Annotated in this window: 15 protein-coding genes; 13 read left to right on the top strand and 2 right to left on the bottom strand. The window is 44.7% G+C overall.

The window, feature by feature from the left end; translation table 11 throughout:
- The first annotated feature begins 61 nt into the window (after positions 1-61).
- From scpB to FLM48_RS13040, 4 genes are all read left to right on the top strand, one after another.
- Positions 62-634 (top strand): SMC-Scp complex subunit ScpB, encoded by a 573-nt coding sequence (gene scpB / locus FLM48_RS13055; RefSeq protein WP_372847483.1) that lies wholly within the window; start codon positions 62-64, stop codon positions 632-634.
- Positions 627-1,490 (top strand): 23S rRNA pseudouridine(2605) synthase RluB, encoded by an 864-nt coding sequence (rluB, locus tag FLM48_RS13050; RefSeq protein ID WP_028773020.1) that lies wholly within the window; start codon positions 627-629, stop codon positions 1,488-1,490. The genes scpB and rluB overlap by 8 nt, the downstream gene beginning before the upstream one ends.
- Positions 1,491-1,656: 166 nt before the next feature.
- Complete coding sequence (locus FLM48_RS13045; protein WP_179024920.1) at positions 1,657-2,589, top strand: exo-alpha-sialidase; 933 nt, start codon at positions 1,657-1,659, stop codon at positions 2,587-2,589.
- A 688-nt stretch (positions 2,590-3,277) separates the two neighbouring features.
- Positions 3,278-5,902: a TonB-dependent siderophore receptor gene (locus FLM48_RS13040; RefSeq protein ID WP_028773018.1), complete on the top strand. Its 2,625-nt coding sequence runs from the start codon at positions 3,278-3,280 to the stop codon at positions 5,900-5,902.
- 298 nt (positions 5,903-6,200) lie between these two features.
- On the opposite strand, the gene FLM48_RS13035 is transcribed toward FLM48_RS13040, so the two are convergent.
- Together FLM48_RS13035 and dusC are read right to left on the bottom strand one after the other, a co-directional pair.
- Positions 6,201-6,554 carry a TraR/DksA C4-type zinc finger protein gene (locus FLM48_RS13035; protein WP_179024919.1) on the bottom strand — a complete coding sequence of 118 codons (354 nt, stop codon included), beginning with the start codon at positions 6,552-6,554 and terminating at the stop codon, positions 6,201-6,203.
- Positions 6,555-6,713: 159 nt separating this feature from the next.
- Positions 6,714-7,643: a tRNA dihydrouridine(16) synthase DusC gene (dusC, locus tag FLM48_RS13030; RefSeq protein WP_179024918.1), complete on the bottom strand. Its 930-nt coding sequence runs from the start codon at positions 7,641-7,643 to the stop codon at positions 6,714-6,716.
- Positions 7,644-7,959: 316 nt separating this feature from the next.
- On the opposite strand from dusC, the gene FLM48_RS13025 reads away from it, so the two are divergent.
- The 9 genes from FLM48_RS13025 (at position 7,960) to htpG (ending at position 17,725) form a co-directional block, all read left to right on the top strand.
- Entirely contained in the window at positions 7,960-8,376 is a 417-nt protein-coding gene (locus FLM48_RS13025; RefSeq protein WP_028773015.1) for a hypothetical protein, read from the top strand.
- Between the two features lie 95 nt (positions 8,377-8,471).
- Positions 8,472-9,308, top strand: coding sequence for a DUF692 domain-containing protein (locus FLM48_RS13020; protein WP_179024917.1), 837 nt, complete (start codon positions 8,472-8,474; stop codon positions 9,306-9,308).
- A complete protein-coding gene (locus FLM48_RS13015; protein WP_179024916.1) occupies positions 9,308-10,063 on the top strand; it encodes a DUF2063 domain-containing protein in 756 nt (251 codons plus the stop codon). Before FLM48_RS13020 ends, FLM48_RS13015 begins: the two co-directional genes overlap by 1 nt.
- A 327-nt stretch (positions 10,064-10,390) precedes the next feature.
- Complete coding sequence (locus FLM48_RS13010) at positions 10,391-10,762, top strand: YbaN family protein (protein WP_179024915.1); 372 nt, start codon at positions 10,391-10,393, stop codon at positions 10,760-10,762.
- Positions 10,763-10,967: 205 nt separating this feature from the next.
- Positions 10,968-11,519, top strand: a complete 552-nt coding sequence (gene apt, locus FLM48_RS13005; RefSeq protein ID WP_157577519.1) for an adenine phosphoribosyltransferase — start codon at positions 10,968-10,970, stop codon at positions 11,517-11,519.
- A 213-nt stretch (positions 11,520-11,732) separates the two neighbouring features.
- A complete protein-coding gene (gene dnaX, locus FLM48_RS13000; protein ID WP_179024914.1) occupies positions 11,733-14,582 on the top strand; it encodes a DNA polymerase III subunit gamma/tau in 2,850 nt (949 codons plus the stop codon).
- Positions 14,583-14,691: 109 nt separating this feature from the next.
- Positions 14,692-15,021, top strand: a complete 330-nt coding sequence (locus FLM48_RS12995) for a YbaB/EbfC family nucleoid-associated protein (RefSeq protein WP_028773009.1) — start codon at positions 14,692-14,694, stop codon at positions 15,019-15,021.
- 4 nt (positions 15,022-15,025) lie between these two features.
- The gene (gene recR / locus FLM48_RS12990) at positions 15,026-15,625 is read left to right on the top strand and encodes a recombination mediator RecR (RefSeq protein ID WP_179024913.1); all 600 of its coding nucleotides are present in this window, start codon (positions 15,026-15,028) and stop codon (positions 15,623-15,625) included.
- Positions 15,626-15,805: 180 nt separating this feature from the next.
- Complete coding sequence (gene htpG, locus FLM48_RS12985) at positions 15,806-17,725, top strand: molecular chaperone HtpG (RefSeq protein WP_179024912.1); 1,920 nt, start codon at positions 15,806-15,808, stop codon at positions 17,723-17,725.
- The last annotated feature ends 52 nt before the right edge of the window (positions 17,726-17,777 follow it).

Genomic DNA, 17,777 nt, shown 5'->3' with positions numbered 1-17,777 from the left:
TAAAGCATTACAGATTAATCCAGATCAGCTTAAACAGCTGATTGAGGCCAGCTTATTTGTCATGGCTAAAACAGTTTCGATTAAGCATTTAATGGAATCGGTTTTGGTACCCTTTGCGGTTTCACGGGTCAAAGTGAAACATGCGTTGGAGGAGCTGCAACATGACTATCAAGGCCGTGGTGTACAGTTAGTGAAAGTGGCGGGCGGTTATCGTTTTCAAACCGCGGCAGAGCTTAGTCCATATTTGCAGACGCTATGGCAAGAGAAGGCGCCAAAGTATTCACGGGCCACGTTAGAAACATTGGCAGTGATTGCCTATAGGCAGCCGGTAACCCGTGGCGATATTGAGTTTATACGTGGTGTGGCGGTAAGTAGCCATACTATTAAAAGCCTGGCAGACAGGCAGTGGGTTAAAATAGTAGGGCATAAAGATGTACCGGGACGCCCGGCACTGTATGCCACTACTAATGAATTTTTAGCCTATTTCGGCTTAGAGGCGTTAGCGGACTTACCACCGTTAACTGAACCTGAGTCATTAGAGGCATTGTTTTCGAAAACTGTTGTGGCGGAGTCGCCGCAGCACGATGAAGACGTGCCAAACCCTTTAGAAAAAGAGTCTATTACTAATGAGTGAAAAATTGCAGAAAGTCTTGGCCCGTGCAGGCCATGGCTCCCGTCGTGAGATGGAGGCATGGATTGCTGCAGGCCGAGTTAGTATTGACGGTGAAATTGCCAAGTTAGGTGATCGCGTCGAAGCCGATGCAAAAATTCGACTTGATGGCCGTGCAGTGTCAATTAAGTCTGAAGAAGACGTAGTGTGCCGAGTGATTGCCTACCACAAGCCTGAAGGCGAGATCTGTAGTCGCAAAGACCCAGAAGGTCGTCCGACGGTGTTTGACCGACTCCCTCGTACCCGCGATTCTCGTTGGGTTGCTGTTGGTCGTTTAGATATCAACACTTCCGGTTTATTACTATTTACCTCTGATGGTGAGTTGGCAAACCGATTGATGCACCCATCCCATGAAGTTGAACGTGAGTACGCTGTGCGTACATTTGGTGAGGTGACTGATGGTATTATTCAGCGTTTACGCACTGGCGTGACTTTGGAAGATGGCCCAGCCAGCTTTGATAAAGTTAAAGCTGCTGGTGGCGAAGGCATGAACAAGTGGTGGCATGTCGCGCTAGCTGAAGGCCGTAACCGTGAAGTTCGTCGTCTGTGGGAGTCGCAAGAGGTACAGGTCAGCCGTTTGATCCGTATTCGTTACGGTATGATTGAGTTACCTAAGTCTCTGCCTCGTGGCGGCTGGGTCGAATTACCCATAGAGCAAGTCAATTACCTTCGTAATTTGGCAGGATTGCCGGATGAAAATCGCACTTTGTTGGGAACCGATAAACACAGTGTGGCACGCTCGAAAGTGAAAAGTGCCAAAATCCGCCGCGCTGTTCGTAAGCATAAGACATCTTCTGCTAAACCTAGGCAGCGTAGTTAACTTGCTACCACAAGTTAGGTTACTAGTTAGAATCAATTCAAAGGCCGCATAAACAGCGGCCTTTTTCATGCTTGTAAATTGAATTCAAGCGGTGTTTCAGTTTCTAAGTCAGTGCCATTTAGGTTAGGCTAATAGTTAACTAGACGATATAAATATTAGGTGTGTCATGCAGTTGATAAGTGTCAGTAAAATTTGGGATGCCGCTGAGCACAATGCTTTTACCGATTTGGTTCGTTTTAACGGTGATTTGTACACCATATTTAGGGAAGGAGAAGCTCACGTTTGTGCCAATGGTTCATTACGTTTGTTACGTTCTGTTGATGAGGGGGACTCTTGGCAATCGGTTCATCAGTTTAGTGTCGATGAGCGCGATCTTCGTGATGGTAAGTTACTTGAATTTCAAGGACAGCTTCTCGCATTTGGTGCCGGCCCAATTCGCGAGCCTGAACCTCAACCTTTAAAGTCTTTTGTCTGGCACAGTGATGACGGTGAAACGTGGAGCGCGGCAAAACATATCGCCGCTGAAGGTGAATGGCTGTGGCGTGTTAGTCAATACCAACAAAGTCTATATGGTGTCGCTTATCATCCTCATCCTGATACCGTTTATGTAGCGTTATATCAAAGTGATAACGGCATGGATTACCACAAAGTTATTAGTCACCTTAATCAGCAAGGCTATGTCAACGAGTCGGGGTTATCATTTGTCCAAGGGGTAGATTCACCGGCTACTGCGTATTGTTTATTACGTCGAGATCCTGTTTGGTCCAACGAGCAAGATGCATTGTTAGGCGTATCGACAGCACCATTTACCGATTGGCAGTGGCAAACGTTAGATAAGCGAATTGGTGGCCCAGTCAGTTTTGTCCATGATGCTAAACTTTATGCTGTTGTACGCTTGTATGACGGCGAAGTACGCACCTCGGTGGTTCATATTGATACGCAAGCGCATCAAATAAATGAACTGCTAACACTGCCTTCTGGCGGTGATACAAGCTACGCTGGCGTCGTACTACAAGGCAGCGAACTTCTCATCAGTTACTACTCTTCACACGAAGGTCAGTCGGCGATCTATTTTGCCAGAGTAGCCCTAGCTAACTAAAGCTGCTTGTAGTGATTGGGTAAAAGAAGTTCACATTTACCCTTTCTTTATACTTGCTCTAGCGCTTCCTCTACAGTTTCATACCAGTTGTCACTATTCCCAATTTCTCCCAGAAAATGAATCTTTCGGTTGTGGTGCTTTACCCCCTTTGTTAAAAGCGAAACCATTACCGACCCTTCTAAATAATGAAAACCTCCTAGGTGAAATATATAGCTCTTAGTGATTTGAATGAAAAATAGCCGATTATGTTACCGGTATGCACAAAATTGTAGTTATTAAAATTTTAAATTAAGTGCGCAGTTATAAGTTGTGTTTGTTTTTTGTTTTTATAATGTTTATGTTTTATTAATCTGTGCATTTTTATTAACTTTTAATTATCATGTGTATTATTATGTATCTCATGTTTTCTTAGTGGGCCTCTTGTTTGTTCATGCTGTCTTTGTGTTTACTATTATGTTGTTTTTTAATGTTTTTTATTGATTTTTAACTGTGAATTGCAAGCGGTTTAAATATGTATATGTATCAATTGTTTTCAATTAAGTTGTTTGGTTGTGAATCCAATTGACTTATTTTTGTTATTTTTGCAGTATTTTTAACGAAGTGATTAACTTCTAACAACATAATAAGATAACAAATATCATCTGCTCGATAATTATTAATATTTACTCGAGTGGAGAAGGGAGAAAATATGAACTCTTTGACCTTAACGGCGAAGGCTGTACGCGTAGGATTACTTGCCGCAGCAACAACAAGCGTTGCCTTTAGCGGAGTTGCGTTTGCTGAAGAGCAGGAAGAAGGTGCTACCGTTGAACGAATTCAGGTAACTGGTTCACGCATTAAAAGAACTGATTTAGAAGGCTCTTCACCAGTAACGACAATTACATCTGCAGACATTGAAAAAACTGGCGAAATGTCAGTTGCTGACGTATTACGCCGTAGTAACTTGAACACATTTGGTTCATTTGCAGAGTCATCAGGTAGTACTTGGCAGAGTCAGGCCAACATTTCATTGCGTGGTGCTGGTGCTGACCGCACATTGGTTTTGTTGAACGGTAAACGTATGCCAGGTTCACCTACTATGGGTGGTACTGCGGTAAACTTGAATACTATTCCTACAGCTGCAATTGAACGTATTGAAGTACTGACTGATGGTGCCTCAGCCGTATACGGTTCTGATGCTGTTGCGGGTGTTGTTAACATCATTACTAAAAAGAACTATGAAGGTTTAGAGGTTTCAGCAACAGGTACTAACCCTGAGCAAGCAGGCGGTGAAGAGTGGAAAGCTCACGTCGTTGGCGGAACTTCAAGTGATAAAGGCAGCATGACTTTCTCATTTGAGCATCAGAATCGTGAGATTATTTATCAACGTGACCGTTGGTTCTCAAGCTCTACGAATGTTCTAGCAGATAAGTACTCAGATACAACAGGTGTTTCTGCTTACGCTCGTAACTTCTTAGATATGAGCACCTTCCAATTCAAGCCAATGGATGCGTGTAACAACGACAAAATGGTTGGTGGTGGTCATGTTTATGATTACGGCGACGGTGACTTTATTTGTGGTTATGACTACACCTCTGAAGCAGCGGATCACGCAGCGCGTAGCTACACTGCTGGTTACGTGAATGCTGACTATGAGCTTTCTGATGAAATTCGTTTTGAAGGGCAAGGCCTATTTAGTCGTAACGAAACATTTGGTCGTTATGCTCCTGCAGCCGGTTGGTTTAATGTTGATGCTGGACAGATTGATGTCCAAAACTACGATGAAAATGGTAACTACATTGATACCACTAAAAATGCCAATGCCGGCCGTGTTTACTATCGTTTTACTGACGTAGGTACACGTGACTCTACCACTATCGATTACAGCACTGATATTCAGGTTGGCTTAGTTGGTGACCATGAAAACTTCGGCTGGGACGCGACTTATCACTATAACCTAGCAGAAAACAGCAACTATGGTACTGGCTACGTTCACAGACCTACTGTTGAAAATTTAGTTAAAAGCGGTGACTTTAACTTTGGCCCAGAAGGGAATAGTGATGCAGTGGTTGCTGCTATTTCTCATGATACTCTTGCTCAAGATATCATGGAGTTCCAAACAGTTAACGCAGGTATTAACTTTGAAGCACTAGACCTTCCAGGTGGCCTAGCTGGTTGGTATTTTGGTGCTGAATACATGGACTACAAGTACACTTCAAAAGTAGACGCAGAATCGGCTGCTGGTGAAGTGATAGGTTCTTCGGGTAATGGCTCTGGTGGTGACCGTCAAGTTGCAGCAGTATTTGGTGAAGCGATTCTACCGATTACTGATAAGCTAGAATTAAACTTGGCATTACGTTTCGATGATTACTCAGATTTTGGTAACGCAACAACACCTAAGGTCGCGGCGCGCTATCAGCTTCTTGAAGATTTAGTACTTCGTGGTTCTTGGGGACAAGGCTTCCGTGCTCCAGCATTGTCTGATTTATATGCTGCAGACTCTTTCAGTGCTGACTTTGCAACCGATTATCACTATTGTGACTTACAAGGTACTGCGCCTGCTGATTGTAGCTCTGCACAGTATGACGTAACTCGTACTGCTAACGAGAACTTAGAAGCTGAAACTTCAGATTTCTATAACTTTGGTGCAATTTGGAATATTACCGATGGGTTGAGTACGAAAGTAGAGTACTACAACTTATCAATTCAAGATGTGATCACATTCGTTTCGCTAGATTCGCTGCTAAGAGAAGAAGCTGAAGTTGGCTACGGTAACTTGAGCCGCGGTGAGATTATTCGTGCAGGCGATAGCCCAGACGGTAAGATCTTGGAAGCGACCACACCACTAGTAAATGGTAATGGTTTCGATACATCTGGTATTGATTTCAACATCACTTACACCGGTCTGGAAACAGCAATTGGTGACTTCGGTACAACGTTTGATTTGACCTATGTACTGACTTATGAAGATGAAGAGTACTTCGATGGTCCTGTTAACAACATGGTTGGCCGCAACGGTTTACCTGACTATCGTTTCACTTGGGTGCTAGATTGGAACTATGGTGATCACAGCGCATCACTATTGACTCAGCACATTGCTGGTCAAGCTGAAACTATCGACCCAACAACATACGAAGAAGTAGGTAGCCTACCATCGCAAACAACTTTCGATGTTAGCTACAACTACAACACTTCATGGAATGGTAAGATTTCAGTCGGTGTACGTAACTTAACTAACGAAGATCCAGTATTGGATTCTAACTTAGCTTACGATGATTCGCTGTATAACCTTTACGGTCGTACTTACACTGCATCTTATACACAAAAATTCTAAACTCGTTTAGATACTAAAAAACCTCCCATTGGGAGGTTTTTTTATGCCAGTAAATTAAACTTGTTACAATATGACCTGCGGCAGAACATGTTCATTTGTAGCCGTTTAATAACACTCTAGCGAGCACTACTTTATTTTGAGCGGCCACAAATCCAATGACCTATGTTTGGCAAGTAGCGTACCCAAAAATGAATCTGTTTTGATTTACGGTAGACTATGAGCCGTTTTGAAGCGAATGTAGCGTTAATTTTGGTGAAGCAATGAAGTGACCAAATTAAAGCTGTCAGTCGCATGAGGGCTAGTGAGTTAAACGCAGCTCTTGGCGATGTTGATGATAAAACTCCGCGCTACAGGCCGCACAACGTTGCTCAAGAGGGTCTTGTTGCAACCGATGTGATTCTATCTCGGATTCGCAATCGGCACATAGCCCATACATGCCGATATCTAGCTGGCAATAGGCGGCGTCCAGTTTAGTCAACTGGATAAATAATGAGTCATCACAGCGTTTTAACTGAGTGAGCATTTCGATGAGTTCACTGATAGTAGCGCTAGATGCGAGGCTGCCGAGTTGACTAATTTGCTGTCTCTCCAAGTCAGCTCTCAGATCAGCTTCTACTTCCGACAATACCTGTCTGACTGAGTTATTATTCACGTGTCTTTGCCTAATTACTGATAGTGGTTATCCAGTGTAAACAGGTGATGAATATCAGCTATGATTGAGATCAAATCTGTGTGACATTTTGTCTTGTTAGATCAAATAGTCACAGAGATCTGACCTGTATGGCGGAATTAATGCGTATTGTTAATGCTCTTATGCTTGGTTAAGCAGCGACAAAATGTCTTTGGTTTGCTTGAGTACTCTTAGTTCAACAAACAACTGTTCACCTTCTGGATAGTGGCGGGCGATGAACTTTAGCCATTGCTTGATTCGGGCGGGATAATACTTCTCTTTATCACTGACAATTTCAAACTCTGAATATTGTAGTAGTAATTGTTTGACTTGCTGCCAAGCTAAAGGCACTTGCTGCGCCTTAACAACGTGGGCTAGGTTAGGGACGGTCAAGGCACCGCGGCCTAACATCACATCATCGCAGCCACTTATGGCTTGGCAATTCAGATAGTCTTCACGACTCCATATTTCGCCATTAGCGATGACCGGGATAGTAATCGCGTCTTTAATCTGCTTGATATATTGCCAGTGAGCAGGCGGCCGATAGCCTTCCTCTTTGGTTCGCGCATGAACGGTCAGTTCTGTCGCGCCCGCAGCTTCAATGGCCTGAGCAATTTCAACACAACGACTTTTATCATCCCAGCCTAGGCGGATTTTTGCTGACACAGGTTTACTGCTATCCACAGCTTTGCGTACCGCATTGACGACTTGGTAGATGGTATCAGGTTGTTTGAGCAGGGCGGCGCCGCCATTACTTTTATTGACCATTGGCGCCGGACAGCCGAAGTTGATGTCAACGCCTCGCGAACCGAGTTCAACTGCTCTTACTGCATTTTCTGCCATCCACTGTGGGTGCTGGCCGAGCAATTGCAGCCTGACCGGTGTTCCAGCAGAAGTTCGACACTGATTTTTAAGTTCACTACATAGGCGGTAAAACACCTTTTCCGGCAGCAATTGGTCAACAATACGGATAAATTCACTGATCACCAGATCGTAACCACCTACCTGAGTAAGTAGAGAACGCATTGGGGCATCAGCGACCCCCTCCATTGGAGCAAGAATGACACGCATGGTGATTATTATCCAAAGTACGCCTAAGCTCGTCCGCGAGTATTTGCGAGTTTCGCCGGCAGGTTAAATTAAGGCGCGCTATTTTACTTGAACTGACCGTGATAAACAAAGCGCCAATTTTACCTTGTTCAACAATCGCTTCCTAACAGCTTTTATTGAGTAATAATTTGCAAGATCTCACAATTTGAGCCATAAATGTGAACGATGAGTAATTTTTTTGAAATAAAGTTGTTTGCTCTCAGGTCTTATTATCCGAGCCAGCAAAAAATTGGTGTTGGCAAACATATACATGTAGAAATTATTGAAGGAATATATTATGAAATTAGTTAAAAATACTGCTGTAGCTGTTGCCTTGGGTACTGTTGTTGCTGGTTCGGCTTATGCAGGTCAAGCACAGGCAAATCCATTTGGATATAGTGAATTACAAGCTGGCTACCAAATCGTTGATGGTGAAGGTAAATGCGGCGAAGGCAAATGCGGCGGCGAGAAAAAAGGTAAAGAAGGTAAGTGCGGCGAAGGTAAGTGTGGTGGCGATAAGAAAGCCAAAGAAGGTAAATGCGGCGAAGGTAAGTGTGGCGGCGACATGAAAGCCAAAGAAGGTAAGTGTGGTGAAGGCAAGTGTGGCGGCGACAAAAAAGCTAAAGAAGGTAAGTGCGGCGAAGGTAAATGCGGTGGCGATAAGAAAGCCAAAGAAGGTAAATGTGGTGAAGGTAAATGTGGTGGTAGCCACTAATCGTCGACACGATTATATAAGTTAGTCTACCCTCGTTGTAGGGACTTAATAGGCCAGATTTCTGGCCTATTTCATTATTCTCTAGGGGAGTTGTGATGAACCAACAAGCTTCAGTCGGACTCGGTTTACGCCGAGAAATGTTAGATGAGTTTTGTCAGTCCGTTCCGCAGCAAATTGATTTTCTCGAAGTGGCACCAGAAAACTGGATGACCTTTGGTGGCAAATTTGGACGTCAGTTTAGGCAGTTGACCGAGCAACATCAGTTCTTTTGTCATGGCTTATCATTATCTATAGGTGCCAGCGCACCGCTGGATATCGCTTTTGTAAAACAAATTAAAGGCTTTTTAGACACTCACGGTATTGAGATCTACTCTGAGCACTTAAGTTATTGCTCCGGTGAGGGGCACCTGTATGATTTGATGCCCATTCCGTTTACGGGTGAAGCGGTAAAACATGTGGCAAGTCGAGTAAAGCAGGTTGAAGATATTCTAGAGCGGCCACTGATTCTAGAGAACGTGTCCTTTTATGCACAGCCAGGTAGCGAAATGAGTGAATGTGAGTTTGTGAATGCCGTTTTAGCTGAAGCAGACTGCCAACTATTACTCGATGTCAATAACATCTATGTTAATTCAATTAATCAACAGTATGACCCACTCGCATTTCTAAAAGCGATGCCGACTGAGCGTATCCGTTACTTACATATTGCTGGGCATTACCAAGAGGATGTCGATCTAATGGTCGACACCCATGGCGCAGATATTATTGACCCGGTGTGGTCGCTGCTACAGCAATGCTATGAAATTCACGGTGTATTTCCAACTCTGTTAGAGCGTGATTTCAATATCCCTGAAACGGCAGTTTTGCTAGAAGAGATAAATAAGATCCATCAGTATCAGCAGCACGTTTTACCGAGTGTACCAAGGAGCGCATAGTGGCATTTTCTGAAATACAGCGCTCATTTATAGACTATATTCGCGACCCAAGTCGCCCCTTGCCTGAAGGGACCGACGAGCGCCGAATGTCGGTGTATCGAGAGTTATTCTTTAATAACGTTAATGGCTTTGTTAGCAATGCATTCCCGGTGCTGTGCTCTTTATACAGTGAGCAAGCATGGCGGAAGATAGTGCAGCAATTTTTTGTGAGCCATGACTGTCAAACCCCTTTGTTCATCGAGATTGCCCAAGAGTTCCTGCTATTTTTACAGCATGAATACCAAGCTGATGATAATGATCCAGACTTTATGCTGGAGTTGGCCCACTATGAATGGTTAGAGCTCAATGTCGCTACCGAACGAGATAATCCACTACATGTGATGATAACTGACCAAGCGATTGATTGCGGGCAATTGGTGTTGTCTGACAGTGCCCAAATTGCGCAGTATCATTATGAAGTCCATCGAATAAGCCCAGAATACCAACCTTGCTCACCACAGGCCCAGCCGAGCTTTTTTTGTGTTTATCGAGATACGGAAGAAGAGGTGTGCTTTTTACAGCTAAATCCGCTCAGTGCACAAGTGCTCGCATACTTAGCTGAACATCAAGGTGTGAGCTATCAGCAGTTAGTGGAGTGGTTAACAGCAACCTTTGTTGAGATGGATCCGCAAATATTGGCCCAAGGCAGTATGCAGATGTTGCAGGACATGGCAGGTAAAGGGATCGTTAGAATGACTAAATTCAGTCAAGGTTAATACTTAAGGGCTAAAATTTGTTTGCTTAAGAGGCTATCTATCTGTGACGTTCATCACTATAATGGCGCCAAAAATTGATCTAGATCAATAAAACAACGCCAACAAACAGTGAGGAAAGCATGAGCCAGCCGTTTAAAGACCCATTTAATGCCGTTTATTTTATTGGATTTTTATTAGTCTTATTGCTACCAACATTACCCGCAAGCCTGTCGTGGTTGAAGCATGCAGGTGTGCTTTAGTCACAGTAATGATAAGCATTCCTGTTTTAGCGGATGCAATTAGGTATACTAACCACTCTTTTATGAGTGGTTTTTTATTGGAAAATAGATGGTATTAAAACGCGGTTTTTTTCTGATTGTCGGACTATGCGCCTTAGTATTGGGGCTCATCGGTATTGTCGTGCCACTATTACCCACCGTTCCGTTTATTTTGCTTGCTGCCTATAGCTTTGCTCGTTCAAGCCAACGATTACACAATTGGTTGATGACCCATCCTTGGTTTGCTGAAGCACTGAGAGATTGGGATAGCAAACGAGCCATTCGCAAAGGATTAAAACGTAAAGCATATATTGCAAGCACCATCAGCTTTGCCATCAGTATTGCCATCGTTCCTTTGCTATGGGTTAAAGTAATGTTGGTGTGCTTTTGTACCGCGCTACTGCTTTATTTGCGGCAAATTCCAGAATTGGAAGATGAATAATACTGCTGCTCAGCCGCGTTAAAATGTGCCACACAGCCTAAGCTTATTGAATTGCAAAAATGTGATCTGCCATAGCAATCTATGTTGTGGATCTCGGCATCGATTGTTGCAACTGCATCTAAAGCGGCTTAAGCTTAGCCGAAAATTCTAATCTAGTGGCCTGTTTTTGGCCTGCCCGATTTTATTCGGGATGACTCAAAAGATGATAGCAATGAACACAGATAAACTTGCGTTGATTAAGCAAAGCATTAAAACCATTCCAGATTATCCAAAGCCAGGCATCTTGTTTAGAGATGTTACCAGCTTAATGGAACAACCTGAGGCCTATCAGGCAACGATTGCTTTATTAGTTGAACACTATAAAGATTTTGGTTTTACCAAAGTGGTGGGCACTGAGGCGCGTGGATTTTTGTTTGGTGCGCCATTAGCGTTGGAGTTAGGTCTTGGTTTTGTGCCCGTACGTAAACCTGGCAAGTTACCACGCAACACGATCAGCGAAAGCTATGAGTTAGAGTATGGCCATGACATGCTTGAAATTCATACCGATGCAATAACCGCTGAAGATAAAGTACTTGTGGTTGATGATCTGTTGGCAACAGGTGGCACAATCGAAGCAACTGTGAAGTTGATTCGTCAATTAGGTGGTGAAGTGAGTCATGCGGCGTTCGTTATTTCGCTGCCCGACCTTGGCGGTGAAACAAAGTTAGCAGCGATGGGACTTGAGCTGGTTAAACTGGTTGAGTTTGAAGGCGAATAAGCCGCTTTTTACTTGCCATAAAGCTAACTGAACGCCAATGATACTGTTTGTTATCGTTGGCGTTTTTGTTTTCAACGCCTTGCAAAGCTACTTTTCAGTCAGTTAGCTCGATGAAGTCTGTGCTTGCTAGCGACTTTAGCATTAGCATGGTATTGTGCTTCAGTTAGGGAGTGTATCCCGCTATCTCATTTTCATGACACGTTGGGGAGTTCCATGTCATATCAGGTGTTAGCCAGAAAATGGCGCCCTGCCACTTTTGAACAAATGGTCGGTCAATCACATGTTTTACATGCGCTAACCAATGCGTTGACCCAAAACCGCTTGCATCATGCTTATCTATTTTCAGGCACACGCGGCGTGGGCAAGACCAGTTTAGCTCGGCTATTTGCGAAAGGACTCAATTGCGAACAAGGTGTCACAGCAACCCCGTGCGGTACCTGTTCCAGCTGTATCGAGATTGCCGAAGGTCGCTTTGTTGATTTGATTGAAGTGGATGCAGCTTCTCGCACTAAAGTTGACGATACGCGTGAACTACTTGATAACGTACAGTATCGACCCAGCCGTGGTCGTTTCAAGGTTTATTTGATTGACGAAGTGCATATGCTATCGCGTAGCAGTTTTAATGCATTACTGAAAACCTTGGAAGAACCGCCTGAGCATGTCAAATTTCTGTTAGCGACGACAGATCCCCAGCGCCTGCCCGTCACGGTATTATCACGCTGTTTGCAGTTTAATTTAAAAAGCCTGACTCAAGAACAGATCAGCCAACAATTGACCCATATCCTTGAGCAAGAGCAAGTGGATCATGAAGAAGCGGCGATTAATTTGCTGGCAAAAGCTGCCAACGGCAGTATGCGTGATGCCTTGAGTTTAACCGACCAATCGATAGCTTTTGGTGCCGGCCATATTAAACTTGCCTTAGTGCAAACTATGCTAGGGACAATCGATGAAGGCTATGTTATTGCATTGCTTGATGGGTTAACTCAGGGCGATATTGGCCAATTGATGACCTTAGTTAATCAGGTACTAACAATGGGCGCCCAGCCAGAAGAGGTGCTACGAGGTTTACTTGAGTTATTGCATCAAATTACTTTGACCCAATTTGCACCTGCTGCGGCCCAGTCGTCTGCTTACGCGCAGCAGATCAGCCATTTCTCAGAGCAACTTAATCCTGAGCAAGTACAGTTATATTACCAGCTACTTTTAAATGGCCGTCGTGACTTACCCCATGCAGCAGATCCTAAATCTGGTTTGGAAATGGCACTATTAAGGGCGGTAGCATTTGTACCTGAAAAACCCGTCAAGCGCTGGCTCGCTGAGCCCCATGATCTAAAGCCGCTACCTAGTGTGGTTGATGATAGTAAACCAGCCCTAAGTGAGCAGAAAGTTGTTAACGCGAAACCAGCAAATAGCCAAGAGCAAACATCGAGCCATACGAGCAAAGATGGTCCAGGGGAAGCTGCAAGTCCAGTAGCCAAAGCCGAGCAGATTATAGAAGCTGAGCCAGCAGGTGGTGTCGAAAGCGATGATGCCGAAAACGCGGCATTATTGAGCGAGCAAGCACTGATATTGAGCCAAGCGCAAAGCCAAATGCATAGCGGCCAAGTACAAGAGAGCGAAACAACATCAGCGCAGCGTGAAGACGTGAGTTTGGCGTCTGGTGCAACAGCAATACCCTCGTCAACGCCCACGTCTGCCTCTAAATCAAGCTCAACACCGACTGAACAGGTTTCTGCTAGCAACAATCGAGATGTTACAGGTTCAGAGCTAAAACCCGCGGTTACTCCAGAACCCGTCGCTGATCAGAGTTTTAGCGGCGATGAGCAAATACCGCTAGAACAGTACGCGATGCAATCAGGCGCGATGGATGATGATTCTCAAGACGGTTATTTTGTCGATGAGCCATCGCAACCTTTGTTTGATGCTCCGACGGCGACGAATAACAGCCTTGAGCCAGTTAACAGCCTTGAGCCGGGTAGCAGCCCTGAGCCAATTAACAGCCCTGAGTCTAAAAACAGCTCTGAGCAAAGTCCTGCGCCAGCTGAACCATTTGATGATCCGCTTGATGCCGTGCTTGCTGCGCGTCAATCCTTGCTCACTGACCTAGATGCAGAGCCTGCTAAGGAGAGTGACACAAAAAAGCCTTTAAGTGATAAAAAGGCCTTTGTGCCACCCACACGAAAACCCGCTGAAAGTCCTCAGTCAGCGAGTGAAGATGAAAGTAGCGATAAGCGCTTTGGCGCAGATAGTGCTCGCTCGGATAAGCCACAGGCAGAAGCCGCTGATGAAGATGAGGGCGTGTCGGCTACGCACGCCACTTCAAGTGAGGATAGGCCACCTTGGGAGCCAAACCCGCAAGCAGGTAACCTTGATATTCAAGCACAAGCTGCCGCTTTATCTGCGCCACCGACAAGCGAAGCAGGCACTGCGAATAGCGAGCCATCAACGCAGCAAGTTCAAGCGCAAGACCGACCCAGCCAGGGGATAGCGCTTGATAACAGCCTTGAGCCAGCGAACAGCCACGATCTCATTGAAAGCCATCAACGCAGCGAAAGCGCTGTGCCCGCGGTGTTACCACCGTTAGGAGAAAATCAGGTAACTGGACATGACACTGATTTAAAATGGTATCGATTGATGTCTGTCTTGGATGTTGGCGGCCGGGTGAGGCAGTTGGCGGTCAATTCAGTATGTCCACAGTTTAGCTCGCCGCTGGCTTTGCTGCTTAAGCCAAATCAAAAACATTTAGCCGCGCCGATAGCTATAGAGCAACTGCAACAAGCGCTGGCTAATGCGTTGGGTGAGCAATATGAGATTCAGATTGATGTGGGTGTAGATTCAAATCGTGAAACACCTTTGGAAATCAGGCAACGATTCCATAAAGAACTGCTCGCGCAGGCAGATTATAGTCTGCAAAGTGATGAGCATATTCAATGGTTGCATCAGTTTATGCAAATAGAGCTTGAACCCGATAGCATCAGCTATGCTCCTGAGTTGATGACTAGTAAGGGCGAGAGTATTGAGTTGATCAGTAGTTCGAACTTTTCTCGGTTGCCAGAGTCATAGCTAATTCACAGTACTAGCAAATTATTTGAGTTTATCAACCAGCTTTAATTGCTTATTAATGCTAATTGAGTAAGATTAGCCAGATTTTATTATTGATAGAGAGATCGATATGTTTGGAAAAGGCGGTATGGGCAACCTGATGAAGCAGGCCCAGATGATGCAAGACAAGATGGCCCAAGTGCAAGAAGAGATTGCACGTATGGAAGTCACCGGTGAAGCAGGTGCAGGTCTTGTTAAAGTGACCATGACAGGCTCTCACAGTGTACGCAAAGTCGATATCGACGAAAGCCTACTTGAAGATGACAAAGAGATGCTAGAAGACTTGATAGCAGCAGCATGTAATGATGCGGCACGTCGTGTTGAAGAGAATCAAAAAGAGAAAATGGCTGAAGTGACCGGTGGCATGCAATTACCACCTGGTATGAAGATGCCTTTCTAACGCCATGAAATTTAGCCCGCTTGTTGATGAGCTGATTCAATCGTTGCGTTGCCTACCGGGTGTGGGTCCTAAATCTGCACAGCGGATGGCTTTTCAGCTTTTAGAACGTGATAGAAAGCCTGGCAAACAGCTTGCTGAAGCATTGTCGAGTGCGATGAGCGAAGTGGGTCATTGCGATGACTGCCGCACATTTACCGAAGAAGATCTTTGTCCTATCTGTGCCAATCATAAGCGCACAGAGTCAGGTGTGATTTGTGTGGTAGAAACCCCTGCCGATGTATTAGCCATCGAAGCAGGAGGGCATTTTTCAGGCAGATACTTTGTATTACTCGGCCATCTATCACCATTAGATGGTGTCGGACCTGATGAGTTAGGTCTGGCGTTATTGGCCAAGCAGATTGCGTCAGGCAAAGTCACTGAGTTGATCTTAGCAACCAATCCAACGGTAGAAGGTGATGCAACGGCACATTATATTGCAGATATGGCAAAAAGCGCTGAGATTAGCGTTAGTCGTATCGCACACGGTGTTCCCGTTGGCGGTGAGCTCGAGTATGTCGACAGCACCACATTAGCATTATCATTTAATGGTCGGTTACCGTTGTAACTAGATCTGCCACGACAAAGTTGGTTAAAAAGCCCAGATAATCGCTTATCTGGGCTTTTTTTGTGCAAAAACACCAAAGGTGCACTTTTTTCCTTGAAAAGCAAAAAACCAACCCCATCTCTAGTGCCATAGAGATGCTAATTGCATCGACGTGTTTAGTGAAATTAGAAGGAATAATCGATGTCACAACAAGAAACTCATGGCTTTCAAACCGAGGTCAAACAATTACTGAATTTGATGATCCACTCTTTGTATTCAAACAAAGAGATTTTCTTGCGTGAATTGGTATCAAATGCCGCTGATGCGGCAGACAAACTTCGTTATGAAGCGCTGACAAATGATGCTTTGTATGAGGGCGATGGTGAGCTACGCGTTCGCATCAGTGCCGACAAAGAGCAAGGCACTGTCACTATCGAAGACAACGGCATTGGTATGACTCGTGATGGTGTGATTGAACACTTAGGTACGATTGCTAAGTCTGGTACTGCCGAATTTTTCAAAAACCTTTCAGGTGATGAGTCTAAAGATTCACAACTGATTGGTCAGTTTGGTGTGGGTTTTTATTCTGCATTCATCGTTGCTGATCAAGTCACGGTAGAAACACGTGCTGCTGGCCATGGAGCCGATGAAGCGGTGAAGTGGGAGTCAGCAGGCGAAGGTGACTTCACCGTTGATACCATCAGTAAAGCAAGCCGTGGAACCAAGATCACTTTGCACCTACGCGAAGATGAAAAAGAGTTTGCTGATGATTTCCGTCTACGTTCAATTATTACTAAGTACTCTGATCATATTTCAGTCCCTGTAGAGATGTGGCAAGAGGGCACGCCTGCACAAGAGGCGACTGAAGAAGGTGGCGAAGCGATTGCGGCGACTGAAGGTCAGTGGCAAGCAATGAACAAGGCAACAGCGCTTTGGACACGTAACAAAAGCGATGTGACCAAAGAAGAGTATCAAGAGTTTTATAAGCACATCTCTCATGACTTTACTGACCCACTGCTTTGGAGCCATAACCGCGTAGAAGGTAAACAGGAATACACTAGCTTGCTCTATATCCCAGCGAAAGCACCTTGGGATATGTGGAACCGCGACCGTAAACATGGTTTGAAATTATTCGTACAACGTGTGTTTGTTATGGATGATGCTGAGCAGTTTATGCCGAGCTATTTACGTTTTGTTCAAGGTCTTATTGATTCAAACGATTTACCACTTAACGTGTCACGTGAAATCTTACAAGATAACAAGGTGACCACAGCACTGCGCACCGCAGTTACCAAGCGTGTGCTAGGTATGTTAGAGAAGCTTGCTAAGAACGATGCAGAGAAATATCAGACGTTTTGGGCTGAGTTTGGTCAAGTACTGAAAGAAGGCCCTGCTGAAGATTTCGCTAACAAAGAGCGTGTTGCTGGATTACTGCGCTTTGCCTCTACAGAAGGCAATGGTGCAGAGCCAACGGTAAGTTTAGCTGACTATGTGTCGCGCATGAAAGAAGGTCAGACTAAGATTTACTTCATTGTTGCTGATAGCCACGAAGCGGCAGCAAACAGTCCTCATCTTGAATTACTGCGCAAGAAAGGCATTGAAGTATTATTGATGTCTGAGCGCATCGATGAGTGGTTGATTAATCACCTTACTGAATTTGACGGCAAGCAATTGCACTCAGTAACTCGCGGTGATTTGCAACTAGGCGACCTTGAAGATGCGGCAGATAAAGAAGCACAAGAGAAGTTGCAAACAGAATCAGAAGGATTAATCACTCGAGTGAAAGATGTTCTCGGTGATAAAGTGGCCGATGTTAAGGTGACTTCACGACTAACCGATACCCCAGCGTGTGTTGTGGCCGGTGAGGGCGAGATGTCTAGCCAAATGATTAAGCTGATGCAAGCGGCTGGTCAAGAAGTACCGGAAACAAAACCAACATTTGAAATTAACCCTGAGCACCCATTGGTAGCGCGTCTAGACAACGAGCAAGATGAGCAACTATTCGGTCAGTGGGCTGAGTTGTTGTTACAGCAAGCTCAGTTATCAGAAAAAGGCAGCTTATCTGACCCATCAGCGTTCATTAAGTTGATGAATCAGATGTTGATGGCGAACTTGAAGTAATCAACAATCGTTAATTAACAAAGGCAGTGTAAACTGCCTTTGCTTTTTTTGA

Origin of the sequence: Shewanella sp. Scap07, from assembly GCF_013394145.1 — a bacterium.
In the GTDB taxonomy this organism is placed as follows: domain Bacteria; phylum Pseudomonadota; class Gammaproteobacteria; order Enterobacterales; family Shewanellaceae; genus Shewanella; species Shewanella waksmanii.
This window is presented reverse-complemented; position numbering and strand designations above follow the sequence as displayed.